Annotated in this window: 26 protein-coding genes, 2 tRNA genes and 1 pseudogene; 14 read left to right on the top strand and 15 right to left on the bottom strand. The window is 65.3% G+C overall.

Annotated elements, in window-relative coordinates; all coding sequences use genetic code 11:
• Window positions 1–201: 201 nt before the first annotated feature.
• On the bottom strand, window positions 202–1,026 hold the full coding sequence (gene radC / locus AB4Y35_RS17150; RefSeq protein ID WP_368705184.1) for a DNA repair protein RadC: 825 nt from the start codon (window positions 1,024–1,026) through the stop codon (window positions 202–204).
• 189 nt (window positions 1,027–1,215) lie between these two features.
• On the opposite strand from radC, the gene AB4Y35_RS17145 reads away from it, so the two are divergent.
• The 7 genes from AB4Y35_RS17145 to AB4Y35_RS17115 all read left to right on the top strand — a co-directional run bounded on the left by AB4Y35_RS17145 (window position 1,216) and on the right by AB4Y35_RS17115 (window position 7,360).
• The gene (locus AB4Y35_RS17145; RefSeq protein WP_028205261.1) at window positions 1,216–1,671 is read left to right on the top strand and encodes a peptidylprolyl isomerase; all 456 of its coding nucleotides are present in this window, start codon (window positions 1,216–1,218) and stop codon (window positions 1,669–1,671) included.
• Window positions 1,672–1,676: 5 nt separating this feature from the next.
• Window positions 1,677–2,648, top strand: a complete 972-nt coding sequence (ispH, locus tag AB4Y35_RS17140) for a 4-hydroxy-3-methylbut-2-enyl diphosphate reductase (protein WP_342921096.1) — start codon at window positions 1,677–1,679, stop codon at window positions 2,646–2,648.
• A 551-nt stretch (window positions 2,649–3,199) separates the two neighbouring features.
• Window positions 3,200–3,502, top strand: coding sequence for a hypothetical protein (locus AB4Y35_RS17135; protein WP_368705183.1), 303 nt, complete (start codon window positions 3,200–3,202; stop codon window positions 3,500–3,502).
• A gap of 213 nt (window positions 3,503–3,715) precedes the next feature.
• On the top strand, window positions 3,716–4,666 hold the full coding sequence (locus AB4Y35_RS17130) for a branched-chain amino acid ABC transporter permease (RefSeq protein WP_133185789.1): 951 nt from the start codon (window positions 3,716–3,718) through the stop codon (window positions 4,664–4,666).
• A 16-nt stretch (window positions 4,667–4,682) separates the two neighbouring features.
• Window positions 4,683–5,852 carry an ABC transporter ATP-binding protein gene (locus tag AB4Y35_RS17125; RefSeq protein ID WP_368694106.1) on the top strand — a complete coding sequence of 390 codons (1,170 nt, stop codon included), beginning with the start codon at window positions 4,683–4,685 and terminating at the stop codon, window positions 5,850–5,852.
• Between the two features lie 15 nt (window positions 5,853–5,867).
• A complete protein-coding gene (locus AB4Y35_RS17120; protein WP_069262747.1) occupies window positions 5,868–6,644 on the top strand; it encodes an ABC transporter ATP-binding protein in 777 nt (258 codons plus the stop codon).
• Window positions 6,644–7,360: an ABC transporter ATP-binding protein gene (locus AB4Y35_RS17115; protein ID WP_112173207.1), complete on the top strand. Its 717-nt coding sequence runs from the start codon at window positions 6,644–6,646 to the stop codon at window positions 7,358–7,360. The genes AB4Y35_RS17120 and AB4Y35_RS17115 overlap by 1 nt, the downstream gene beginning before the upstream one ends.
• A gap of 97 nt (window positions 7,361–7,457) precedes the next feature.
• Here the strand turns inward: AB4Y35_RS17115 and AB4Y35_RS17110 are convergent, their stop codons facing one another.
• The 3 genes from AB4Y35_RS17110 to AB4Y35_RS17100 form a co-directional block, all read right to left on the bottom strand.
• On the bottom strand, window positions 7,458–7,928 hold the full coding sequence (locus tag AB4Y35_RS17110; protein ID WP_368705182.1) for a GNAT family acetyltransferase: 471 nt from the start codon (window positions 7,926–7,928) through the stop codon (window positions 7,458–7,460).
• Between the two features lie 18 nt (window positions 7,929–7,946).
• The gene (locus AB4Y35_RS17105; protein WP_254316012.1) at window positions 7,947–9,131 is read right to left on the bottom strand and encodes an acetylornithine transaminase; all 1,185 of its coding nucleotides are present in this window, start codon (window positions 9,129–9,131) and stop codon (window positions 7,947–7,949) included.
• Between the two features lie 332 nt (window positions 9,132–9,463).
• Window positions 9,464–10,495, bottom strand: coding sequence for a CDP-6-deoxy-delta-3,4-glucoseen reductase (locus AB4Y35_RS17100; protein WP_368705181.1), 1,032 nt, complete (start codon window positions 10,493–10,495; stop codon window positions 9,464–9,466).
• Window positions 10,496–10,616: 121 nt separating this feature from the next.
• Between AB4Y35_RS17100 and AB4Y35_RS17095 the strand changes: the two genes are divergently transcribed.
• Entirely contained in the window at window positions 10,617–11,699 is a 1,083-nt protein-coding gene (locus AB4Y35_RS17095; RefSeq protein ID WP_368705180.1) for an NAD-dependent epimerase/dehydratase family protein, read from the top strand.
• 34 nt (window positions 11,700–11,733) lie between these two features.
• Here AB4Y35_RS17095 and AB4Y35_RS17090 read toward each other — a convergent pair whose 3' ends face one another.
• Both AB4Y35_RS17090 and AB4Y35_RS17085 read right to left on the bottom strand, forming a co-directional pair.
• On the bottom strand, window positions 11,734–11,922 hold the full coding sequence (locus tag AB4Y35_RS17090) for a hypothetical protein (protein ID WP_042260822.1): 189 nt from the start codon (window positions 11,920–11,922) through the stop codon (window positions 11,734–11,736).
• A 155-nt stretch (window positions 11,923–12,077) separates the two neighbouring features.
• Window positions 12,078–12,785, bottom strand: a complete 708-nt coding sequence (locus tag AB4Y35_RS17085; RefSeq protein ID WP_368705179.1) for a pseudouridine synthase — start codon at window positions 12,783–12,785, stop codon at window positions 12,078–12,080.
• A gap of 254 nt (window positions 12,786–13,039) precedes the next feature.
• Here AB4Y35_RS17085 and poxB point away from each other — a divergent pair, with 254 nt between their 5' ends.
• Window positions 13,040–14,758, top strand: coding sequence for a ubiquinone-dependent pyruvate dehydrogenase (poxB, locus tag AB4Y35_RS17080; RefSeq protein WP_368705178.1), 1,719 nt, complete (start codon window positions 13,040–13,042; stop codon window positions 14,756–14,758).
• Window positions 14,759–14,779: 21 nt separating this feature from the next.
• On the opposite strand, the gene AB4Y35_RS17075 is transcribed toward poxB, so the two are convergent.
• From AB4Y35_RS17075 to hemN, 3 genes are all read right to left on the bottom strand, one after another.
• On the bottom strand, window positions 14,780–15,001 hold the full coding sequence (locus AB4Y35_RS17075; RefSeq protein ID WP_368705177.1) for a hypothetical protein: 222 nt from the start codon (window positions 14,999–15,001) through the stop codon (window positions 14,780–14,782).
• A 197-nt stretch (window positions 15,002–15,198) separates the two neighbouring features.
• Window positions 15,199–15,283: transfer RNA gene (locus AB4Y35_RS17070), tRNA-Leu, on the bottom strand.
• Window positions 15,284–15,425: 142 nt separating this feature from the next.
• A complete protein-coding gene (gene hemN, locus AB4Y35_RS17065; protein WP_368705176.1) occupies window positions 15,426–16,811 on the bottom strand; it encodes an oxygen-independent coproporphyrinogen III oxidase in 1,386 nt (461 codons plus the stop codon).
• Between the two features lie 222 nt (window positions 16,812–17,033).
• Here hemN and AB4Y35_RS17060 point away from each other — a divergent pair.
• The 3 genes and pseudogenes from AB4Y35_RS17060 to AB4Y35_RS17050 form a co-directional block, all read left to right on the top strand.
• Window positions 17,034–17,321 (top strand): annotated as a pseudogene (locus AB4Y35_RS17060) (YkgJ family cysteine cluster protein); the annotation flags it as partial.
• A gap of 194 nt (window positions 17,322–17,515) precedes the next feature.
• Window positions 17,516–18,103: a DUF1439 domain-containing protein gene (locus AB4Y35_RS17055; protein WP_368705175.1), complete on the top strand. Its 588-nt coding sequence runs from the start codon at window positions 17,516–17,518 to the stop codon at window positions 18,101–18,103.
• An 88-nt stretch (window positions 18,104–18,191) separates the two neighbouring features.
• A complete protein-coding gene (locus tag AB4Y35_RS17050; protein ID WP_368705174.1) occupies window positions 18,192–19,046 on the top strand; it encodes an undecaprenyl-diphosphate phosphatase in 855 nt (284 codons plus the stop codon).
• A 54-nt stretch (window positions 19,047–19,100) separates the two neighbouring features.
• On the opposite strand, the gene trmB is transcribed toward AB4Y35_RS17050, so the two are convergent.
• The 5 genes from trmB to AB4Y35_RS17025 form a co-directional block, all read right to left on the bottom strand.
• Window positions 19,101–19,868, bottom strand: a complete 768-nt coding sequence (trmB, locus tag AB4Y35_RS17045) for a tRNA (guanosine(46)-N7)-methyltransferase TrmB (protein ID WP_368705173.1) — start codon at window positions 19,866–19,868, stop codon at window positions 19,101–19,103.
• Between the two features lie 336 nt (window positions 19,869–20,204).
• Complete coding sequence (locus tag AB4Y35_RS17040; protein WP_368705172.1) at window positions 20,205–20,414, bottom strand: hypothetical protein; 210 nt, start codon at window positions 20,412–20,414, stop codon at window positions 20,205–20,207.
• Between the two features lie 258 nt (window positions 20,415–20,672).
• Window positions 20,673–20,747, bottom strand: a tRNA-Gly gene (locus AB4Y35_RS17035).
• 109 nt (window positions 20,748–20,856) lie between these two features.
• On the bottom strand, window positions 20,857–21,420 hold the full coding sequence (locus AB4Y35_RS17030) for a YggT family protein (RefSeq protein ID WP_368705171.1): 564 nt from the start codon (window positions 21,418–21,420) through the stop codon (window positions 20,857–20,859).
• Between the two features lie 105 nt (window positions 21,421–21,525).
• Complete coding sequence (locus AB4Y35_RS17025) at window positions 21,526–21,846, bottom strand: EthD family reductase (protein ID WP_368705170.1); 321 nt, start codon at window positions 21,844–21,846, stop codon at window positions 21,526–21,528.
• 601 nt (window positions 21,847–22,447) lie between these two features.
• Between AB4Y35_RS17025 and AB4Y35_RS17020 the strand changes: the two genes are divergently transcribed.
• Together AB4Y35_RS17020 and AB4Y35_RS17015 are read left to right on the top strand one after the other, a co-directional pair.
• On the top strand, window positions 22,448–22,609 hold the full coding sequence (locus AB4Y35_RS17020; RefSeq protein ID WP_165822777.1) for a hypothetical protein: 162 nt from the start codon (window positions 22,448–22,450) through the stop codon (window positions 22,607–22,609).
• 418 nt (window positions 22,610–23,027) lie between these two features.
• Window positions 23,028–23,336 (top strand): hypothetical protein, encoded by a 309-nt coding sequence (locus AB4Y35_RS17015; RefSeq protein ID WP_069262732.1) that lies wholly within the window; start codon window positions 23,028–23,030, stop codon window positions 23,334–23,336.
• 180 nt (window positions 23,337–23,516) lie between these two features.
• Here the strand turns inward: AB4Y35_RS17015 and AB4Y35_RS17010 are convergent, their stop codons facing one another.
• Complete coding sequence (locus AB4Y35_RS17010; RefSeq protein WP_368705169.1) at window positions 23,517–24,191, bottom strand: LysE family translocator; 675 nt, start codon at window positions 24,189–24,191, stop codon at window positions 23,517–23,519.
• Window positions 24,192–24,248 lie beyond the last annotated feature (57 nt).

Below are 24,248 nucleotides of genomic sequence, written 5' to 3'. Positions count from 1 at the left end.
AAATGGCCGGAATAAGAGCGCGCTCACGTATGGATGAGAGACAACCTCGAACCCAGGCCATATTTCCCCTGGAACGCCTCGTTGGGCTTCGGAACAGGGTTGGAAATAGGCAAACCGTAATTCTAGCAGAAAAAGTCCTGGAAAATCAAACCCAATTTGCACATGGTGTTGTGTGCCGCCGCGCCTGGTGCTTGTGTCACCTCAGCTCCAGCCTTGGCGCGCGAAGGAAAACGTCTCCCGGGTGCCGATGACCAGGTGATCGATGAGCTGAACCTCCACGAGCGCCAGCGTTTCGCGCAACACCCGCGTGAGGCGCCGGTCGCTCGCGCTCGGCTGCACCGCGCCCGAAGGGTGATTATGGGCAACGATCAGGCTCGCGGCGTTGAGCGTCAGCGCGCGCCGCACGATTTCGCGAGGATACACCGCCATGCGCGTGAGCGAGCCGCGCGAGCTTTCCTCCGTGCGGATCAGCCGGTGGCGCGCATCCAGGAAGAGGCAAACGAACACCTCGTGCGGCCGCCCGCCGATCAGGAGGCGCAAATAGTCCTCGACCGCACCGGGAGAGTCGACGAGCGGCTTGTCGTCGAGCGCTTGCGCGAGCGCCCGCCGCGCGAGTTCCGTCACCGCTTGCAGCATCGCGGCTTTTGCGGGCCCGATGCCGCGCAGGGCCTCGAATTCTTCGGGCGGCGCGTCGAGCATGGCGCGCAGCGAGCCGAATTGGGCCAGCAGCGTGCGCGCCACCTCGAAGACATCGTGGCCCGGCAAGCCGAAGCCGAGCAGGATCGCGAGCAACTCCACGTCCGAGAGCGCGGCGGCGCCGGCCGAGCGCAGCCGCTCGCGGGGCATGTCGCGGCGTGGTGCCGCAGGCGTCGCGTTCTCGTGGGTCGAGACCGCAGGCGCTGCCGGAGCGGGGCGGGCGCCGCCGCGGGGGCCGCGCTCCGCGCAGCCCGGACCGGGCAGGCGGACGGCGAGGGCGCCGCCGACGGTATCGGGCGCCGTGTCCAGCATGCAGGCGAGTTCCCTCATGGCAATCTCCACAGACAAATAAGGCGTGCGCGGCGCGCGCGAGTGCGAGCGTTGGCAGTGCACAATCGTGCCGCGACCGCCTCGGCCAACTGGCTTACAATAGATGCTTTCCGGCCGCCCGAGGCAGGCCGGACCGGCGCCTTGCGGCGCGCACGCGCGAAGCGCGCGTTACGACGAAATGAGTTACGCATGAGCATCATCGACATCTCCGAAGTGAAATCCGGTTCCCACGTGACGCTGAATTACCGGCTTTCACTCGCCGATGGCACCGAAATCGTCAATACCTTTGTCGACCGTCCCGCCACCCTGCTGATGGGCGCCGGCCAGCTTGCGCCGCCGCTGGAAGAGATTCTGCAGGGCCTGAAGGTGGGTCACCACTCGACCTTTCAGCTAGAACCGGGCGTCGCTTTCGGCCAGCGCAACCCCGACCTGATCCAGCGCGTCTCGCTCAAGACCCTGCGCGAGAACGGCATGATCGGCGAGGAGTTCAGCCCGGGCGACCTGATCGAATTCAATGCCCCCAACGGCGGGCGCTACGCGGGTGTGCTCAAGGAAGTGAACGAGACCTCCGCCCTGTTCGATTTCAACCACCCGCTCGCTGGCCAGGCGGTTGCGTTCGAAGTGCAAATCATCGGAATCCTTTAAAGCCCATGACCAACACGGACACGTCCCTCATCGCAGAACTGGCCGACGCGGAAATCCTGCTCGCCCAGCCGCGCGGCTTTTGCGCCGGCGTCGATCGGGCCATCGAGATCGTCGAGCGCGCCATCCAGCTTCACGGCGCACCGATCTACGTACGTCACGAAATCGTCCACAACGCCTATGTCGTCGAAGACCTGCGCAAGAAGGGGGCGATCTTCATCGAGCAGCTCGAAGAGGTGCCGTCCGGCAACACGGTGATCTTCAGCGCGCACGGCGTCTCCAAGTCGGTGCGCGCCGACGCTGAGGCGCGCGGCCTGCGCGTCTACGACGCGACCTGCCCGCTCGTCACGAAGGTGCACGTGGAAGTCGCGAAGATGCGCGACGAAGGGCTCGACATCGTCATGATCGGGCACAAGGGCCATCCGGAAGTGGAAGGCACCATGGGGCAGGTGGCCGAGGGCATGTACCTCGTCGAAGACATTGCCGATGTCGAGGCGCTCAAGCTGCGCGACCCGCAGCGCGTGGCGTTCGTCACGCAGACCACGCTCTCGGTGGACGACGCCGCGGAAATCATCGCGGCGCTCAAGGCGCGCTTTCCGGCCATTCGCGAGCCGAAGAAGCAGGACATCTGCTACGCCACGCAGAATCGCCAGGACGCCGTCAAGTTCATGGCGCCGCAGTGCGACGTCGTGATCGTGGTGGGCAGCCCGAACAGTTCTAATTCGAACCGGTTGCGTGAAGTGGCCGAGAAGCGCGGCATTCCTGCCTATATGGTGGATGCGCCCGAGCAGATCGACCCCCAGTGGCTCGCCGGCAAGCGCCGGATCGGCCTGACGGCTGGCGCGTCGGCTCCCGAAGCGCTCGCTCAGGAGATCATTCGCCGCCTGCACGAACTTGGTGCGCGCAACGTGCGTGCGCTCGAAGGCATCGAGGAGAACATTGCATTCCCGTTGCCGCGCGGACTCGGTCAGCCAGGCTGACGCCTCCCGCACTCCGCGAGAACGCGCCCATGTGGCGCGTTTTTTTATGCCCGTGACAGATGCGGCATGCCAATAATAAGGGTCGCATGGTGAGAAAAGGCAGGTTAACCTCACATTGGCCGGGTGCTCTTATTAGTGTTTTCTCTAGCGTGCAGGGCCGAATTGCGTGGTGTGACCCCGAATTAATGGGGCAATTGACACGCTTTCGACACGAATGCACCGCGCCGGAGCGGCATTATTATGCCCTCCCTTAAATATCGTTCATTTGAACCGATGCCCGCCCGACAAGGCATTGCGGCCATTATCTGCAACACATGATGCGAAGCCTGTCGATTTTTGGTGCAACTGGTGCACGAAAATGCGGCGCAACCTGCGGTGCAACCCGTCTCGGGTGCTTATCTAAAAATATGGTTGCAATGCAGGAAAACCCTGCCGGCTCAACAATATTGCCCGTCGCATAATTGGCGTTACAATGCGCGCGTTCTGAAGGCTGGACATCCCATGAGAAGGCCATCAGGCAAGCATTTCGGAAGGCGCAGGAGACCTGATTAATGCAATTCAAGTCGGCTTTTGCCGCGTCATCGATCAATGCGGTTGCGCCCCGCCACACGTGGCACCGCCGCAATGTCGAGACAGGCACGAGCGCAACATCGATCATTTCTGGCATGCAGATTGCTTTTGCATGCACCGGCGTTGTCACGCCGGTTCGCCGCCTGGGCGCGACGGATCTCGCAGCTGAGATCCCGCAGTGCGCGGGTGGCCGGGGAGAGGGAGTCATGGCGTTTGACGCATTCGCGTTTGCCGGCCGCAAGGCTCGCCGCGAATACGCCAACGTGAATATGACGCGTAGTTGATTGAACCCGACGGCACCGAACCATCCGACGGTGCCGTTTTTGCATCCGCTTTTGGCGAGCCTGCCGCTGCAACACAGCGGCAACGCAAACCAGGGCGGCCAACCGTTACCGGTTTTTACTTCAATACCCGAAAGTGTCGTTGCGGTTCCGTAAAACATCGCCCACCGGCCGATGACGAGCGCGAATCCGGTTGCACGGGCTAAGGAGCATTAAATGGATATTTTCATCCAGCAGATCCTGAATGGGCTGGTGCTTGGCAGCATCTACGCCATCATCGCACTGGGCTACACCATGGTGTACGGGATTCTGGGCATCATCAACTTCGCGCACGGCGACGTGCTCATGGTAGGCGCCATGGTCGCGCTCTCCGCGATCAACGTGCTCCACAATCACTTCCCGGGCCTCGGGAACATCCCCACGCTGTGCATTGCGCTCGCGGTTGCCGCGGTCGTGTGTGCGGTCGTCGGGTACACGATCGAAAAGGTCGCGTACCGGCCGCTGCGCCGCGCGCCGCGCCTCGCGCCGCTGATCACCGCGATCGGGGTGTCGATCCTGCTGCAGACGCTCGCCATGATCATCTGGGGCCGCAATCCGCTCGCGTTCCCCCAGCTCATCTCGACCGACCCGATCAACGTCATCAAGCCGACTGAAACCGGCGTGGGCGCCGTGATCTCGATGACGGAAATCGTCATCATCGTCGTCGCGTTCGTCGTGATGGCGGGCCTCCTGCTCCTCGTGCACAAGACCAAGCTCGGCCGCGCCATGCGCGCCATCGCCGAGAACCCGAACAACGCTTCGCTGATGGGCGTGAACCCGAACTTCGTGATCTCGGCCACGTTCATGATCGGCTCGGCGCTCGCCGCGCTGGCCGGCGTGATGATCGCGTCGGAATACGGCAACGCACACTTCTACATGGGTTTCATCCCCGGCATGAAGGCCTTCACGGCCGCGGTGCTGGGCGGTATCGGCAACCTCGGCGGCGCGATGGTCGGCGGCGTGGTGCTCGGCCTGATCGAGCAGCTCGGCGCAGGCTACATCGGCAACCTGACCGGCGGGGTGTTCGGCAGTAACTATCAGGACGTCTTCGCATTCATCGTGCTGATCGTCGTGCTCGTGTTCCGTCCGTCGGGGCTGCTGGGCGAACGTGTCGCGGACCGCGCATAAGAGGGAGTAACACAACATGACTTCAATTCAACCGATCGAGCCGTCGACGACGCTCATCCCCGAAAAGAACATGACGAAGACCCTCACGGTCGGCATCGTGACGGCCATCGTCGTGGCAGCGCTCCCCTTCGTGGTGGGCGCCGCGGGCGGCAACTACTGGGTGCGCGTGCTCGACTTCGCGATGCTGTACGTGATGCTCGCGCTGGGCCTGAACGTGGTGGTGGGCTTCGCCGGCCTGCTCGACCTGGGCTACATCGCGTTCTACGCGGTGGGCGCCTATGTCGCCGCGCTGCTCACGTCGCCGCACCTGACCACGCAGTTCACGTGGATCGCCAACATGTTCCCGGGCGGCCTGCACACGCCGTACTGGATCGTGATTCCGTGCGCCATGGCGCTCGCCGCGCTGTTCGGCGTGCTGCTCGGCGCGCCGACGCTGCGTCTGCGTGGCGACTACCTCGCCATCGTGACCCTGGGCTTCGGGGAAATCGTTCGTATCTTCATGAACAACCTCGACCGTCCGGTGAACATCACCAACGGGCCGCAGGGCATTACCGGCGTCGCGCCGCTGCAGGTGTTCGGCTTCAATCTCGCGCAGCCGCACGAGATCCTGGGCTTCACGTTCACGTCGGTCTACATGTACTACTACGTGTTCGTGATCTGCGCGCTGCTCGTGATCTGGGTGTGTACGCGTCTGCAGCACTCGCGTATCGGCCGCGCATGGGCCGCGATCCGCGAGGACGAAATCGCCGCCAAGGCCATGGGTATCAACACCCGTAACGTCAAGCTGCTCGCGTTCGCGATGGGCGCGTCGTTCGGCGGTCTGTCGGGCGCGATGTTCGGTGCGTTCCAGGGCTTCGTGTCGCCGGAATCGTTCACGTTCTGGGAATCGGTCGTCGTGCTCGCCTGCGTGGTGCTGGGCGGCATGGGCCACATCCCCGGCGTGATTCTCGGCGCCGTGCTGCTCGCCATTTTCCCCGAGTTCCTGCGCTCGACGATGGGCCCGCTCCAGCACATGCTGTTCGGCCACGAAGTCGTCGATACGGAAGTCATTCGCCAGCTGCTCTACGGCCTCGCCATGGTCGTCATCATGCTGTATCGCTCGGAAGGCCTGTGGCCGGCGGCGAAGCACGAAGACAAGATCGCGAAGATCGCCAAGCGTGCCAGCAAGAAGCCGGTTCGCGCATAACGGGGAGAACAGAATATGAGCAACAAAGCTATCCGCCTGTCCGTGAAGGGCGTGAACAAGCGCTTCGGCGGCCTGCAGGCGCTGTCCGACGTCGGCCTGCAGATCGAGGAAGGCACGATCTACGGCCTGATCGGCCCGAACGGCGCCGGCAAGACGACGTTCTTCAACGTGATTACCGGCCTCTACACGCCTGATTCGGGCGAATTCAAGCTCGACGGCACGGCCTACACGCCGACCGCCGTGTATCAGGTGGCGCAGGCCGGCATTGCACGTACGTTCCAGAACATTCGCCTGTTCGGCGGTATGACCGCGCTCGAGAACGTGATGGTCGGCCGCCACGTGCGCACGAAGCACGGCCTGCTCGGCGCTGTGTTCCAGACCCCCTCGGAGCGTCAGGAAGAGCGCGAGATCAAGGAACGCGCGATCGAATTGCTCGAATACGTGGGCATCGCGCAATACGCGGACTACACCTCGCGCAACCTCTCGTACGGCCACCAGCGCCGTCTGGAAATCGCGCGTGCGCTCGCGACCGATCCGAAGCTGCTCGCGCTCGACGAGCCGGCAGCCGGCATGAACGCGACCGAGAAGGTCGAACTCACGCGCCTGCTCGACAAGATCCGCGCGGATGGCAAGACCATCCTGCTGATCGAGCACGACGTGAAACTGGTGATGGGCCTGTGCAACCGGATGACAGTGCTCGACTACGGCAAGGTGATCTCCGAAGGGCTGCCGCAAGACGTGCAGAAGGACCCGAAGGTGATCGAGGCATATCTGGGTGCGGGGGTTCACTGATGTCGACATCGGTTCTGAAAATCAAGGGTCTGCAGGTCAACTACGGCGGGATCCAGGCAGTCAAGGGCGTGGACATGGAAGTTCGCCAGGGCGAACTCGTCACGCTGATCGGCGCGAACGGCGCGGGCAAGACCACGACGATGAAGGCCATCACGGGCCTGAAGCCGTACTCGGCGGGCGACATCGAGTACATGGGCCAGTCGATCAAGGGCGTGCCCGCGTATGAACTGCTCAAGCGCGGCCTCGCGATGGTGCCGGAAGGCCGGGGCATCTTCGCGCGCATGTCGATCCTCGAAAACATGCAGATGGGTGCGTACCTGCGCAGCGACAACGACGGCATCCAGAAGGACGTCGAGCGCATGTTCGGCTTCTTCCCGCGCCTGAAGGAACGCGCCACGCAGCTCGCAGGCACGCTCTCGGGCGGCGAGCAGCAGATGCTGGCCATGGCGCGCGCGATCATCAGCAAGCCGAAGCTTCTGCTGCTCGACGAGCCTTCGATGGGACTCTCGCCGATCATGGTCGAGAAGATCTTCGAAGTGGTGCGTACGATCTCGTCGGAAGGCATCACGGTGCTGCTCGTGGAGCAGAACGCACGTCTCGCGCTGCAGGCGGCCAATCGCGGCTACGTGATGGACTCGGGTCTCGTGACGATGGAAGGCGAGGCCAAGCAGATGCTCGACGATCCGAAGGTGCGTGCCGCGTACCTGGGCGAGTAAGCTGCTTCGCGTTGCGGTCCTGGCGGCCGCATAAAAAACAAAAGCCGCATGGGTGCGAAACCCATGCGGCTTTTTTCATGGCATCGATCGGTCAGGCTCAGGCGAGCGCTTCGGACTCCTGCACGGCGAGCCGCTTGCCGAGGCTCACCACGGCATCGGCGCGATAGCCAAGCCGCTCGTAGAACGCGAGCACCTCGGCCTTGTCGGTGAGCACCTGAAGGTTGAGCTTGAGGCATCCCAGCGCGGCGAGCGCGTTTTCCGCATGGCGCACGAGCCGCGTGCCGAGGCCGTGGCGCCGCGCTTCGGGCGCGACGGCGACCGAATAGAGCCAGCCGCGATGCCCGTCGTAACCGGCCATGGCCGTGCCGACGAGCGCGCCGTCGATGTCGCCGCCGTCGCGAACCGCAACGAAGAACAGCTCCGGCTGCGTGCCGAGCTTGTTCGCGATCGACAGACGCGGATTGCGATGCGGCCGGCTCGCGTCGTTGTACTCGGGAAACGCCTGCAGCCAGAGCGCGATCACCGCTTCGGTATCGGCTTCGCTGAACACGCGGATCGTGACAGACATCGCTCGTGCTCCGCCCGATTACAGCGAGTCGAGGATCGTGCGCAGCATCGCCATCATCTGGTCGATTTCCTGCGTCGTCACGTTCAGCGCCGGCATGAAGCGCAGCAGGTTCGGGCGCGCGGCGTTGAGCAGCAGGCCGTCCGGCTGCATGAGGCGCGCCTTCTCGACGATCTCCGGGCCGATGTCCTTGCCGAGCAGCAGCGCGCGCAGCAAGCCTTCGCCACGCTCGCCCTGGAAGCCGCGTTCGGCCGAAAGCTCGAGCAGCTTTTCGCGCAGGTACTCGCCGCGGGCACGCACGCCTTCGAGGAAGCCGGGCGCAACCAGTTGCGAGATCACCGAATAGCCCACGGCGGTCATCAGCGGGTTGCCGTTGTACGTGCCGCCCTGATCGCCCGCTTCGAACACGGCGATTTCCTTCTTCGCGAGCAGCGCCGCGAGCGGCACGCCGCCGCCGATGCCCTTGCCGAGCGTCATGATGTCCGGCTCGATGCCCGAGAGTTCGTAGGCGAAGAGGGTGCCCGCACGGCCGCAGCCGCTCTGCACTTCGTCGACGATCAGCAGGATGCCGTGCTTCTTCGTGAGCGCGCGCAGTTGCTGCATGAATTCGCGCGTGGCGGGAATCACGCCGCCTTCGCCCTGGATCGGTTCGAGCATCACGGCGACGGTCTTCGCGTTGATGAGCTTCTCGACCGAGGCGATGTCGTTCAGGTCGGCCTTCGGGAAGCCCGGCACTTGCGGTGCGTAGATCGTGTCCCAGCCCGGCTTGCCGCTAGCCGACATGGTCGCGATCGTGCGGCCGTGGAAGCTGTGGTCGAACGTGATGATCTCGTAGGCGCCGTCACGATGCTTCTTGCCCCACTTGCGCGCGAGCTTGATCGCGCCTTCGTTGGCTTCGGCGCCGCTGTTGGCGAAGAACACCTTGTCGAAGCAGCTGTGCTCGGTGAGCAGGCCTGCGAGCTTCGCCATCGGCTCGTTGTAGAAGGCCGGCGACGGGTTGATGAGCAGGCGCGACTGCTTTTCCAGCGCCTCGATCATGCCGTCGTTGCAGTGCCCGAGGCTGTTGACGGCCCAACCCTGGATGAAGTCCAGGTATCGCTTGCCTTCGTTGTCGTAGAGCCACGACCCCTTGCCATGCGTGAAAACGATTTCGGGCCGGTTGGTGATGTACATCAGCGACTCGATCGGGTACTCGGAATAATTCATGGCAACGGGCTCCGCGTTGGGGCTGCACAAGGGTTGAAGAAGATACGGCGGAAAAACAAAAAGCCACGGACTGGCCGTGGCTTTCGTGATTCGAACTTGCTGTGCGTTGAGAAGTGCAACGCGCGTCCGCGAGTAGCCAGGCCCTAAAGATGGGGCGAGCGGCGACGTCGAAGGGCGGACAGGATGCAGTTCATGGGCGCAAGAATACGACAAGCCGAATGGCGATGTAAACCATCAATGTGCCGAATTTTTCCAGGCGGCCGAAGAATTTTTCGTGACGGCCGTGCGGCGGGGCGATGCATTGCATACGCAACGACCCGCTCGGGCCAACTTCAGACGGCGTTCGCGAGGTCCGCGGCGCTCGTGAACGAGTCCGCGTAGAACTCGTCTTCGGGCAGGCCGTGGTGCTGCGTGAAGTCGCGCTGCGCGGACTCCACCATCACCGGCGCGCCGCACGCATAGACCTGGTGGCCCGACAGATCGGGCAGATCCTCGATCACGGCGCGGTGCACGAAGCCCGTGCGGCCGGTCCAGCTGTCGCCGTCGGCGGGCTCGGAGAGCACCGGCACGAAGCGGAAGTTCGGGATCTCCTTCGCCCATTGCCCGGCGAGATCCATCAGGTACAGGTCCTTCTTCTGGCGCGCGCCCCAGTAGAGCGTCATCGGGCGGTTCAGGTTCTTGTGGACCGCGTGCTCGACGATCGCCTTGAGCGGCGCGAAGCCGGTGCCGGAGGCGAGCAGCACGATCGGCTTATCGGAATCCTCGCGCAGGAAGAAGGTGCCGAGCGGCGCTTCGAAGCGCAGGATGTCGCGCTCCTTCATCTGCGAGAAGACGTGGTCGGTGAACTTGCCGCCCGGCATGTGGCGGATGTGCAGCTCGATCGGGCCTTCCTCGTGCGGCGCGCTCGCCATCGAGTAGCTGCGGCGCGTGCCGTCCTTGAGGATGAATTCGAGATACTGGCCGGCCAGATACTGCAGGCGCTCGTTGGCGGGCAACTGCAGCTTGAGGACGACGACGTCGTCGGCGCGGCGCTCGATGGCGGCGATGCGGGTAGGCAGCTTGCGCACCTGCACGTCGCCCACGCCCGCCACTTCGCGGATATCGATTTCGAGGTCGGTTTGCGCCGTCGCACAGCAGAAGAGGGCCATGCCGCGCGTTCTTTCGTCATTGGAAAGCGCCGACGCCGCGTGGGCGCGCTGCTCCACTTCGCCGTTGCAGACCGTGCCCTTGCACGAGCCGCATGCGCCGTTCTTGCAGCCATACGGCAGGCCGATACCCTGGCGCAGGGCCGCGTTGAGAATGGGTTCGTCGGGCTCGACCTGGAATTGCCGGCCGCTTTGCTTGAGCGTTACGTTGAAAGCCATATTCAGGGAAGCGTAAGTCTGTATCCGAGGGTTGATTCCGGGCGCGGGTCGCTTTGGGTAAGTTGCCGCGTTTTCTTGCCGGCCTTCGCCGCGAGGCCCGGGCCGCTAAAATGGTTCCACCATGATTGCCACACGAACCTTGCGCCGTGCGCGCATCCTGATTGTCGGTTGCGGCGACGTCGGCCTGCGCGGCGTCGCCCAGTTGCGCGAGCGGCCGGACCGCGCGCGCGTATTCGCGCTCGCGCGCCGTGCCGAGCGCGCAGACGCGGTGCGGGCCGCGGGTGCAACGCCGGTGCGCGGCGACCTCGATTCCCGCATGAGTCTCGCGCGCATCGCGGGCCTGGCAGGCACCGTCCTGCACCTCGCGCCACCGCAAAAATCCGGCGACGACGACCTGCGCACGCGCCGCCTGATCGCAGCGCTCGCGGCGCGGCGTCGCGCGGTGTCGCGGCCTGCGCTGGCGGGCGTGGCGCCGCGCGCCTTGCGGCCCCCATTGCATTGCCTCGTGGACCGCATGCGCCGCAGCGCTGTCGGCGATGCCGCAGCGTTTGGAGCATCCGTCATTGTACCCGAGCGCATCCGGCGGTTTTCCCGCGGCCGGCGCAGGCGCCTCGCTCGCCCGAGGCTCGTCTACGCAAGCACGACGGGGGTGTACGGGGATTGCGGCGGCGCGCGCATCGACGAAACACGCATGGTGCAGCCCGCCAACGCCCGCGCCATCCGCCGGGTGTCGGCCGAACGGCAACTGCGCCGCGCCACGGCGCGCGGCGCGCTCAGCGCCACGATCGCGCGCATTCCCGGCATTTATGCCGCGAACCGCCTGCCGCTCGCGCGGCTGGAGAAGCGCACGCCGGCGCTCATCGCGAGCGACGACGTCTACACGAGCCACATCCACGCAGACGACCTCGCGGCGATTCTCCTGCGCCTCGCGACGCACGGCCGCCCGGGGCGCACGATCCACGCGACGGACGACAGCGAACTGAAGATGGGCGAGTATTTCGACCGCGTAGCCGATGCCGTCGGCCTCGCGCGCGCCCCACGCGTGAGCCGCGCCGAGGCCGAGCGCGAACTCGAGCCGGTCTTGCTGTCGTTCATGCGGGAGTCGAGACGGCTCGCCAATACGCGCCTCAAGCGCGAACTGCGCGTGCGTTTGCGTTATCCCGACGTAGATGCGTTCTTGCGCACGCTGCCGCCGCACCCGTGACTGCGGGCGGGCGGCGCGGCGCAAAGCGTGCCGTTCACGTGATGGCCGGCAGCGCTTCGAGCAGGAGGAAGCACAATAGCGCTCCGATGAGCGCCCCGATGAGGTTCGGATGATACTGATGTCGCATATGCATCGACGCGAGCAGGCCCCCAATCAGAACCGCCCCTAGCGCCATGAAGGCCATCAACACGAATGAAATTTCGAATGAGCCGTTGATGATCATGATGCCCCTCCTTGCAACTTGTAATCGTTCTTGAGACGAGTATAGGGCGGAAGCTCGGCAAGGACATGCTGCGGCGCGGCAAAAACGATGCCTGTTTGCAAGCATCGGTGTGTCAACGCACTGAGCGGCGGGTGCTCGCGCCGCCCGGTGGTGGTTTACCCGTTGTTGCGCAACGCGTCGAGCGCCGCGGCGTCGAGCCATTGCCAGGCACCCGGTGCCAGACCGGCGGGCAGGGAAAAGCCGCCGATGCGCTCGCGGTGGAGCGCCTCGACGCGGTTGCCAGCCGCGGCCACCATCCGTTTGACCTGATGATATTTGCCTTCGAGCACGGTCAGCGCCAGCTCGTGGTCCGCACGTGCGTGGGCGGCGACGGCGGCAATCGGCTCGCGCTCGCCGTGCAGCAGCACGCCTGCACGCAGGGCATCGAGCTGGGTGTCGTCGAGCGGATGGCGCGTGCTCGCCACGTAGACCTTCGGCACCTTGCGTTTGGGCGACGTGAAGGCGTGGACGAACTGGCCATCGTCGGAAAGCAGCAGGAGGCCGGTCGTATCCTGATCGAGGCGGCCCACGCACTGCACGTTGCGCTGCGCGAACTGCGGCGGCAGCAGATGAAACACGCTCAAGTGATGCTGCGGATCGCGCGAGCACTCATAGCCCGCGGGCTTGTTGAGCGCGAGGTAGGCGCGCTCGTGAAACGGCCACGGCGTGCCGTCCACGCTGAAGACGAGGCCGGCCGTGTCGAACGTGGCGAGCGGGTCGCTGCAAGGTTCGCCCGCAACGGCGACCCGCGCGTCGGCGATGAGCGCGCGGCATTGGCGGCGTGAGCCGAAACCCTGGCTGAAGAGAATGCTTTCGAGATTCATGACGGACGGCGGACAGCGTAGAGCCGGCTATTTTATCCGTGGCGACGTGGTCCGCGCCGCCGTGCCCGCCGCCTGTCCGCTTCGCACGGCTTGACTGCGTATTTCGGGCGGATGGCGTAACGTAACGCAGGGCATTCGCAGGTCCGGCGCAGTGGCAGGCCCCGGACGCCTGAATCCTTGCCCCCACATTTCTTCTCGCGCAGCGCCCGGCCCCGGTGCGCGCGCTGCGCCATACGGCTCACGTGGAGAACACCATGGCGAAGACAATCGCGGATCATCTGGCGAAAACGCTCGAGGCAGTCGGCGTCGAGCGCATCTGGGGCGTGACCGGCGACAGCCTGAACGGCCTGTCGGCGAGCCTGCGCAAGCTCGGCACGATCCGCTGGATGCACACGCGGCACGAGGAAGTCGCCGCCTTCGCGGCGGGCGCCGAGGCAGCGGCGACCGGCCGACTCGCGGTGTGCGCGGGCAGTTGCGGGCCCGGCAACCTGCATCTCATCAACGGTCTTTACGACTGCCATCGCAACCGCTCGCCGGTGCTCGCGATCGCGGCGCACATTCCCTCGACGGAAATCGGCCTCGGCTATTTCCAGGAGACGCACCCGACCGAACTCTTCCGCGAGTGCAGCCACTACGTGGAACTGGTGACGAACGCCTCGCAGTTCCCGCGCGTGCTCGACACCGCGCTGCGCACCGCGATCGACCAGAAGGGCGTCGCCGTGATCGTGCTGCCCGGCGACGTGGCACTTCTGGACGCGTCCGACGAGGAGCCGGCATGGGCCCAGGCGGCGCGTCCGGCGACCTTGCCTTCGTCGGCGGATATCGACCGGCTCGCCGAGCTGCTCAATCGCTCCGAGGCGGTGACGCTGCTGTGCGGCAGCGGCTGCAAGGGCTCGCATGACGAAGTGGTGGCCTTCGCGGACGCGCTCGGCGCGCCGACGGTGCATGCGCTGCGCGGCAAGCAGTACGTCGAATGGGACAACCCCTACGACGTGGGCATGACCGGACTGATCGGCTTCAGCTCGGGCTACCACGCGATGATGTCGTGCGACACGCTCGTCATGCTCGGCACCGACTTCCCGTATCGCAACTTCTATCCGCAGCACGCGAATATCGTGCAGATCGACCGCGACGCGGCCGCGCTCGGCAAACGCGCGCCGCTCGCGCTCGGGCTCATCGGCGACGTACGCGAGACGTTGCGCGCGCTCACGCCGAAGCTCGCGCGCAAGACCGACCGGCGCTTCCTCGAGCATGCGCGCGAGCACTACGCGAACGCGCGCAAGGGGCTCGACGAGCTCGCGCGCCCGGCGGCCGCCGGCAAGCCGCTGCATCCGCAGTATGTGGTGGCGCGTCTCGACGCGCTCGCCGAGGACGACGCCATCTTCGCGGTCGACGTTGGCACGCCCACGCTGTGGGCCGCGCGCTACCTGACGATGAACGGCCGGCGCCGCCTGCACGGCTCGTTCAACCACGGCTCGATGGCGAACGCCATGCCGCAGGCGCTCGGCGCGCAGGCAGCGCATGCCGGGCGCCAGGTGGTCTCGCTCTCCGGCGACGGCGGTCTTTCGATGCTGCTCGGCGACATTCTCACCGCGCGCCAGCTTGATCTGCCGATCAAGATCGTTGTCCTGAATAACAGCTCGCTCGGTTTCGTTGCCATGGAGATGAAGGCAGGCGGCTACGTGGAGACGGGCACCGATCTGGCGGCCACCAACTTCGCGGATATCGCGCAAGGCGCGGGTCTCTTCAGCGTGCGCGTCGAGACGTCCGAAGCGCTTGATGAGGCGTTGCGCGCGGCGTTCTCGCACGCAGGGCCGGCGCTCGTCGACGTGGTGACGACGAAGCACGAACTGGCCATGCCGCCGAAGCTGCAGTGGGCGCAGGCGAAAGGGTTCAGCCTCTACATGCTGCGTGCGGTGCTGAGCGGGCGCGGCGACGAGGTGGTGGAACTGGCGCAGACGAATTTGCGTTGAGGCTCGTGCGGCAGACCTGCGTCAGTCAGTGATCGAGACGCAGGTGCTGTCCTCTGGCGAGGTGCGAAATTCATCGACCCGGCCCGCGCGCACGTCGAGCAGCAGCCGCTCCAGCGCTTCGAGCCTGGCGGATCGGTCTGCGCTCGAGCGGATCAACGTTGCGGCGGCGCGTCCGGAGACGGACTCGTGGGCCTCGATGAGGATGCGTATGGCTTCGTCTCGCGCCATGAAAATGCGGTCCATCGTGCGCTCCCGGTTTGCTATCTCAATAACTTCGACAACGATAGCAGCGGGGCGCGGCACGCCGTGCGGCATCCGCAGGACGCTTGATCCTGGTCCAAACAAGGGCGTGCCGGCTTCGGGCCGGCAACAAAAAACCCGCGAAGCGTTGAGCTTGCGCGGGTTTCAGGTTTCCGGCGGAGCATTGCCGGAAAGCGTTTTGGTGCCTCGGGCCGGAATCGAACCGGCACTCCTTTCGGAACCGGATTTTGAGTCCGGCGCGTCTACCAATTTCACCACCGAGGCGTGTGTTTGGGTGCTGCTTTGGGTGCGCTAATGTGCTTTTGCCCATTTTTCGCACCCGAGCGCAAACTTGCAGGCGCTCGAAGTAGCCGGTGATTATGACGCAAATCGCCTGCCCAGGCAACTGCGCGGCGCCGGCAAGCCGTCAAATCGTCCGCGAGAACCGTTCGGGCTGCTGCGCGCCAAGGTAGCGGTCGAACACCATCGCGATATTGCGCACCAGCATGCGGCCGGCGGGCAGCACCTCGAGGCGGTCGGCGCTGCGCGCAACGAGCCCGTCGCGTTCGAACTCGCGCAGGCGTTCGAGTTCGGCCGCAAAGGTTGCGGGAAAACGAATGCCGTAGGCGGCCTCGAACTCGTCGTAGCGCAGTTCGAGATTGCACATGAGTTCCGTGATGATGTCGCGGCGCAGACGGTCATCGGCGGTGAGGCGCACGCCCTTTGCGGTCGCAAGCTTGCCCGCGCCGATGGCTGCGCCGTAGCCGATCAGGTCCTTCGCGTTCTGCGCGTAGACGTCGCCGACCTTGCCGATCGCCGAGGCGCCGAAGCCGATCAGGTCGCAGTCGGCGCGCGTGCTGTAACCCTGGAAATTGCGGTGCAGCGTGCGCTGGGCCTGGGCGCGCGCGAGTTCGTCGGTGGGCAGTGCGAAATGATCCATGCCGATGTAGACGTAACCCGCCTCGGTGAGCTGCTCGATCACGAGCCTCAGCAGCGCCATGCGCTCCGCGGGCGTGGGCAAGGTCGCTTCGTCCATCTGACGCTGCATCTTGAACAGATGCGGCATGTGCGCGTAGCCGAACACCGAAATGCGGTCGGGTGCGAGCAGCAACATCGTCTCGAGCGTGCGGCCGAAGGTTTTGACGTTCTGGTACGGCAAGCCGTAGATCAGATCGACGCTGATCGACTCGAAGCCGTTCGCGCGCGCGGCGTTCATGACGTCGACGGTCAGCTCGAGCGGCTGGATGCGGTTGACCGCCTTCTGCACGACCGGATCGAAGTCCTGAACGCCAAGGCTCAGCCGGTTGAAGCCGAGCGAACGCAGATGCGCAATGGTCTGCGCCGTGGCTTCGCGCGGGTCGATCTCGATCGAGTATTCGCCGGCGTCGTCGGGCTGCAGCGCGAAGCGTTCGCGCGTGGCGGCCATGAGCGTGCTCATCTCGTCCAGCGAGAGAAAGGTGGGCGTGCCGCCGCCCCAATGCAGCTGCGAAACGGGGCGCTTCGTGTCGAACAGCGCGGCCTGCAGTTCTACTTCGCGGATCATCTGCGCGAGATACGGCTTCGCGCGGCCGCGGTTCTTCGTGATGACCTTGTTGCAGCCGCAATAGAAACAGACGGTGTCGCAGAACGGAATGTGGAAGTACAGCGAGAGGTCGGTTTCGCTCGCGCCCGGATCGGCCGCGGCGCACCGGTAGTCGGCGGGATCGAAGTCGTCGCGGAACTGCAGGGCGGTGGGGTAGGACGTGTAGCGCGGGCCATTGGCGCCGTATTTGGCAAGCAGGTCGGGGCGAAAGAGCAGGTCGGCGTCGCTCATGCAAAGCTCACTGGGAAGGGCGGCGCACGGGTGGGCAGCGTCCGGCGCCGCGGAACGCCGCGCACAGGTGGCCTGTCCCTTGTCCTACAGCGCCAGATGGACAAAGTGTACGAGCGCGTAGGAAGAAGCGATTGTGTAAAAAGGTCGCACGCGAGCGATGGCACAATGCCGTCTGGTCCGCCGCCGCGCGGACACGATTTGTCAGCGTTCCAGGAAGCCGAAGTGAGTACCGTTTTTCACGCCGATGCCTCAGGGCACGCCTGCCGTCCCGGTTGCGGCGCGTGCTGCATCGCGCCGTCCATTACGAGCCCGATTCCGGGCATGCCGCAGGGCAAGCCGGCCGGCGTGCGTTGTGTTCAACTCGGCGAGGACCTGCGCTGCATGATCTTCGGCTCGCCGCTGCGGCCGGCGTGCTGCTCGGGGCTGCAGCCGCAGCTCGAGATGTGCGGCGAGTCGCGCGAGGAGGCCATCGTCTGGCTCACGCGTCTCGAGGCGCAAACCCAGCCACAAACCCGGCCACAAACCCAGCCACAAACCCAGCCACAAACCCAGCCACAAACCCAGCCACAAACCCAGCCACAAACCCGGCCGCAAAACCAGCCATGAGCGCCAGCCGCGCGCTGAACCCGGCGCAAACTGCGTCGGCCAGCCGCCATGCGCGAGAATGACGGCGCGCCAGTCCCGGCCCAACAAGGAGATTTCGCATGGCCCACACCGCAACGCGCGTTTCCCGGCGCGCCTTCCTGTTCACAGCCTGCGCTGCGGCGGGTACGGCGATGTCGCTCGGCGCGTGTGCGACGGGGATCTTCCCGTTCATTCCCGATCACTACACGTTTTCGCAGCAGCAGGTGCAGGACGCGGTGCAGCGCAAGTTTCCCTACCACCGCTCGATGCAGCAGATTATCGACGTCTCGCTCACGAACCCCGTCGTCACGCTGCAGCCCGATCGCAACCGCGTGGCCGTGCGGCTCGACGCGCATCTCGAAAGCCCGTTGATGCAGCAGCCCGTGAGCGGCGCGTTCACGGTGTCGAGCGAACTCGCCTACGACAGCGCGAACCGCGCCGTGGTGCTGCGCTCGCCGTCGGTCGATGGCGTCGACATGGCGGGCAACGCCGCCGCCTACGCGCCGCAGGTGAGCGCGGTCGCCGCGCTCGTCGCCACCCAGCTGCTCAACAATTACCCCGTCTATACGTTCAAGCCCGAACAGCTCCAATTCGCCGGCGTCAACTACGAACCCGGTACAATCACCATCCTTACAAACGGCATACGCGTGCAGATCGTCGAGAAGTAAGCCGACGAAGCGCCGGCGCACGCGGCCGTCGTCGGTCGTGCGGCGCGGCGTGCGCCGTGCCGACGCTCAAAGAAGAGGGATAAAAGGGATGGACTGGATTTTGACCTGCAAGGCCTTGATTCTCGGCATCGTCGAAGGGCTGACGGAGTTTCTGCCCGTGTCGAGTACGGGGCATCTGATCGTCGCCGGCAGCCTGCTCAATTTCGATGGCGAGTATGTCAAGACCTTCTACGTGGTGATCCAGTTTGGCGCGATTCTCGCCGTGTGCTGGGAGTTCCGGCGCAAGATCGGCGAGGTGGTCGTAGGGTTGCCCTCGCGGCCCGATGCGCGGCGCTTCACGCTCAACGTGATCGTCGCCACCATTCCGGCAGTCGTGCTCGGTCTGATGTTCGAGAAGACGATCAAGTCGGTGCTCTTCGCACCGGTGCCGGTGGCGTTCGCGCTCGTCGGCGGCGGCCTCGTCATCCTGTGGGTCGAAAACCGCCTGCGTGGCCCGAAGGGGCTGCCGGTGGCCCAGCAGCGCGGCGCGCGCGTGAACTCGATCGACGAGATCACGCCGCTCGACGCCTTCAAGGTGGGCTGCGCGCAGTGCTTCGCGCTGATTCCGGGCATGTCGCGTTCGGGCTCGACCATCATCGGCGCGATGCTGTTCGGCCTCGAGCGGCGCGTCGCGACCGAATTCTCGTTCTTCCTTGCGATTCCCGTGATCTTCGGCGCGACCGCTTATGAGCTGTACAAGAGCTGGCACGAGCTTTCCGTGGACTGGCTCGGGCTCTTCGGCATCGGCTTCATCGCCGCGTTCGTCAGCGCGTTCGCGTGTGTGCGCTGGCTGCTGCGCTTCGTGGCTTCGCACGATTTCACCGCCTTCGCCTGGTACCGGATCGCTTTCGGTCTCGTGGTCCTGCTGTTCGGCTATGGCGGCGGGCTAGGCTGGGACGACTAACAACGCAACGGGCGCCGTGATCACGGCGCCCGTTTTTCTTTAAGGTTCCCGGTATCAGTCTGCGCGGCGGCGGAACACGAGATCCCACACGCCGTGACCGAGCCGCAGGCCGCGGCGCTCGAACTTCGTCACCGGGCGGTAGTCGGGGCGCGGCGCGTAGTCGGCAGCCGTATTCTCGAGCGCAGGCTCCGCGCTGAGCACTTCGAGCATCTGCTCGGCGTAGTTCTGCCAGTCGGTCGCGCAGTGCAGGTACGCGCCCGGCTTCATGCGCGAGACGAGATGGGCGACGAACTTCGGCTGAATCAGGCGGCGCTTGTGATGGCGGGCCTTGTGCCACGGATCGGGGAAGAAGATGTGCACGCCGTCGAGGCTCGCCGGCGCGATCATGTGCTCGAGCACTTCCACGGCGTCGTGCTGGATGATGCGGATGTTCTCCAGATTCTCTTCGCCGATCAGCTTGAGCAGCGCGCCGACGCCAGGCTCGTGGACCTCGACGCCGAGGAAGTCGTCCTCGCGGCGCAATGCGGCGATTTCCGCCGTGCTCGCGCCCATCCCGAAACCGATCTCCAGGATGCGCGGTGCGTGCCGTTCAAACACGGCGTCCCAGTCGGCGGCTTCGGGCGCGTAGGGCACGACGAAGCGCGGGCCGAGTTCGTCGAGCGCGCGGCGCTGGCCGGTCGAGACGCGGCCGGCACGGGTCACGAAGCTGCGGATGCGGCGGTGGTGCAGCGCGTCGCCGTGCTCGTTCGTTTCGGAGGCGGCGTCTTGTGCGTCGGACTGCGTGGCGTCGGGACGGGCGGCGTCGTTGGGATCGTGATTCATCTTCGCGGGTGGTGTGAGAGCGGCGGAAGTCGCGGCTGTCGATAATGGGGGCGGGCTGCGCCTTCGGCTCGGTGCGAGGCAGGCCGGGCTATTCGCGGCGACGCGGTGCCGGGGGCGATGCGGGCCTGAGTGGCCGGACGCCTCGTGGGCCGCTTTCGCGTTTGCCGGAATCGATGCCGGCCTTCGGCCCGGCAGGCGGGCGCGGCGCGCTCGAAGCCCAGCGGCTCCGAAGCCGTCGCGCATTATATCAGCGCGCTCGCACGGCTCTGATGGCTGAGGCGGCGAGGCGTGCCCGTAGCGCCTCGCTGCGCGCCGGTCCACGCATCCATCGACATCTCAATCGGCTGAAACGACGACCCGCATGCGCGTGGGTTCGTTCAATTCGAACGCGCTCACACGGCCGGCACGTACGTCGAACAGCAGGCGCGTGAGGTCGTCGGCCGCAGCGCGCAGGCGCTCGGCTTCGGCGGCTGGGCGCTCGTCGGCGTCGTCGAGAAGGGCTTTGCGCGAGCGCACGATCAGGGCGATCGCGCTCGGCCGGGACATGAAAAATTGATCCATCGGGGACTGGTGCGCCAGAGGGCGCGCAGCGAGTCGTTATGTGGCAGTCGTGCGAAATACGTGTCGGCGGACCTGCTCGCGGCGCGTGCGGGAGGACCCGAGGAGCGCCAGAGTGCATGTGCAACGGAGGAATTCAGGTCGTGCCCGGCGTGTGCCGGTCGGGCGGGCTTGGCGCTCCAGGGGTGTCCTGGAAGGGGCGCCGTCTGAAAGCCCAGGCCTCGAAGAGAGGCCGGCAAGCCGACGTGGAGCGGGCGATGGGAATCGAACCCACGTCATCAGCTTGGGAAGCTGAGGTAATGGCCATTATACGACGCCCGCAGAGCGCGCTATTTTACGCGTTTTTGGCCTTGTTGCGCAATGACGCGCTCAAGCGACGCGGCGCGCCAGGCGCGCCGCCAGATGCATCAGACCGTATGCCGATGCGTCCTCAAATCCCGAACAGCGTGAGCGAAACCGCCGCGCGCGTGACCACCATCAGCAGCACCTGCACGATCACGAACAGCAGAATCGGCGAGAGGTCGAGGCCGCCCAGGTTCGGCAGGATGCGGCGCAGCGGGTTGAGGAACGGCGCCGTCAGCTGGAACAGCACGGGCATCGCCGCCGAGCGCGGGTTGAGCCACGAGAGCAGCGCCATCAGGATCGTCAGCCAGATCAGCAGGTTGAGCGCCCATTTCACGAGCGTGAGCAACGCGACGATCAGCAGCGTCGGCAACAGACCCAATGGGTCCACGCCCGCGATCCATACCATCAGCAGGACGTAAGCAATGGCCGCGATCAGCGCGCCGACCACGCTCGCCCAGTCGATGCCGCGCACGCCGGGAATCACGTGCCGCAGCGGCAGCACCAGCCAGTTGGTGACCTGCTGGATCGCGTGGGTCACGGGGTTGTACGGCGGCACACGCACGTACTGGAGCCAGGCACGCAGCAGCAGGGAGGCGCCGAACAGCGTGAAGACCGTATTGAGCAGAAAGCGGGCGATATCGCCGAACATCGGTGTTGTTTCCTTCTTGTGTGGGTGGCGGCGCGCTTGGCGTGTGGCGGCCGATAAAAGGTCATGCCGGGGTTCCGCTAGCCCCGTTCAACCACGCGGAGCACGTCAGACGGACACCATGACCTCGCTGATCAGAATGGTGCCATTTCCGCCGTCGGTGTAGTTGGGAATGTCGTCGAGGAGTGTGTCGGCATGCGGCTGAAACACCGCGTAGAACGCATCGACCGTCTCGAACAGGAAGTGCCCGGCTGCGACGTACGGCGGCGGCGTGCCCGGCGGCCCGGCATTGATGCCGATGTCGACCGTCCAGCCCTTGAGTGCTTCGCCAAAGAGCTTCGCTGCGAGCGGCATGTGGTGCGTGCAGTAGTACCCGGTGTCGAAACGCCCGTTCTCGCGATAGGGATAGAGGATGCTGACCTTGATCATTGTGCGTGCTCGTCGGTGAGTCCCATGGGCGCGCGTTGCCTGCCGTTGCGATGCGCGCGCCGTCGCCACATTAACACGGCTTACGCCTCGTCAGTATCCGCGCTCGATTCCGCCTCGGGGCATGGCGCGCGGCCGCGGCCGGGGCTTGCGGCGTGCGCGCCGCGCAAAATGGCTGCACTCACGGCAGCCTTTTCCGCGAACGGCTACAGTGTTTCCGACAGACCGCGCTCGTCAGGCGCCTCGCAGCGCGAGTGTTGCCCCGCAGCCGCGCGGGCGCCCGAAATGTTCGCTTTCGTACTGAGCACGCGCCGCCGGTGCGACTACAAATGACAGTGATGGGCGCGACGTCGCGCGAGTAGCCTGACGCGGCACGATTTCTGCTGGTGGCTCGCGGCGCACTTATGCGCAGTAACTCAAACCCAGCACGCGGAAGCCGCAACGAACAGTGCGCTATGCATATACGCCGCTCGTGAGGCTATCGCGCAACACTGCCATTTTTGTCTCGGAATCTGAGCACAATACTTTTCATCGTTTCGGTTTCGTTGTTGCAGCCGTGCAATTGGGTTTGTTCCTGTCGGTAGTCCGATTCGGGGAGTTCACCATGAGCATCTTCGCTTACCGAAAGCATCTGCGGTTTCTCACGCCCTTTCAGCGTCGCCGCTGGTGGGATCAGAAGAAGCGCCTGACGCCACGTGTGCGCATCAGCGGCGCCTACGTGCCACCGAACGTCACGCGCGAGTTCACCTACGTGAAGGTCGGATAGCGGAGAGTTTGCCTCGCGTGGCCGGCGGTTTGTGCGCCGCCGGCTGGTCGGATGAGATGCCCGGTCCCAGGACCGGGCATCGTCGTTTACAGCCTCGCCGGCCGCAGTCCGAACGTAGTCCCGGTCAACCAATTTGTAATCAAACATTACCGGGAGACTTGCCGCGCGATGCCCTCGAGCAGGTAACAATGACAGCGCCCTGGTTTTTGTAACGAATGGCGGCGTGATCGGGCGCGGGCGCGGCGATTTTTCGCGGCAGCCGCGCCCACCGGGCTTGACGCGCTATTAAGCGCCCCCAAAACAGGATTGCAATTCGAAACAAATGGCTACCAATGACGGCTGCCGTTTTCGATACATTGAATGCGTGGGCAGTGCCCGTTATTGCGCGTCGCCGCTGGCGGCCGCCAGGAGAAGAGAAGTGAAAAAGACCGTATCGTTCATCGTTGCCGCCGCGCTGGGTGTGGGGTTCGTCAGCGCGGCCCAGGCGCACGTCTCGGTGGGTATCGGCATTGGCATTCCGGTGGCCCCCGCTTATCCCGTTTATGCTGCGCCGGTCTACGCACCGCCGCCCCCGCCCGTGGTCTATGCGCCGCCGCCGGTGGTGTACGCGCCGCCGCCTGCCGTCGTCGTAGGCGGCTACGGTGGTTACGGCTACTACGGCCGTCCGTACTGGCATCACGGCTACTACGGCCACGGTTACTACGGCCGCGGCTACTACCGTCATTGAGCATGACGGGCGGCGCACGCCGCCTGGCTGCAGGTTTCACGAACGGCGCAACGCCGGCTCACGCCGCGTTGCGCCGTTTGTTTTTGGCGTTCGCTTGCGCCGCGTGCACGGCGCGCCAGATCGATGCGCGCCGATCGGGACTTAAGCGCACGGCGAGGCGCACCCTGCGCCCGACACGGATTACGACGTGCCCGCGCCCTGCAGGATCATTTCGCGATAGCCGTGCACGATCACGCTGTACGAGAAGTACGCGAACAGCAGGGCCGAAAGCACGTGGCAGGCGCGCAGCAGGCCGGTGCCGGCACGTTTGCGGCCATGACTGGCCAGTCCGCAAATAAACAGGGTCCAGGCGAGCCCGCCCGCAAAAAAGCCCAGCAGAAACAGCGAGGCCGCGCCAGCGCTCGTCGCGCCCGACTTGGCGATCAGCGCGCCGCCGACCGCCGCAAACCAGAGAATCGCACTCGGCGACGAGAGGGCGAGCAGCACGCCGCGCCCGAAGCTGCGCCACGGGTTGGGCAGCGGCGCCGCGCTATCGGCTTCGCCCTCCACGGGCGGCGCCGATGCCGGATTGAGCGCTTCGCGCGCCATCTTCCACGTGAGCATGAGCAGCAGGGCGGAGCCGCCGATCCACACGATCCAGCGCACGGCCGGGAACTGCAGCAGCGCGGCCATGCCCGCAAGCGCAAGTGCGGCGTAGATGAGGTCGCCGAAACACGAGCCGAGCCCTAGCCAGAAGCCCGGGCGGAAACCATGCGTGAGCGTGAGCGAGATGATGGCGACGTTGACGAGACCGATGTCGAGGCAAAGCGAAAGCGACAGAAAAAAGCCGTCGGAAAGCAGGGAAACGTGAGACATGAAAACGATTTCTTGTTGGTATGGACTGCGTACCGCGCACGCCCGCCTTTGAGGAAG

It is taken from the genome of Paraburkholderia sp. EG286A, from assembly GCF_040965375.1.
Classification (GTDB): domain Bacteria; phylum Pseudomonadota; class Gammaproteobacteria; order Burkholderiales; family Burkholderiaceae; genus Paraburkholderia.
The sequence above is the reverse complement of the archived record's forward strand: the minus strand, read 5'-3'. Positions and strand labels throughout refer to the sequence as shown.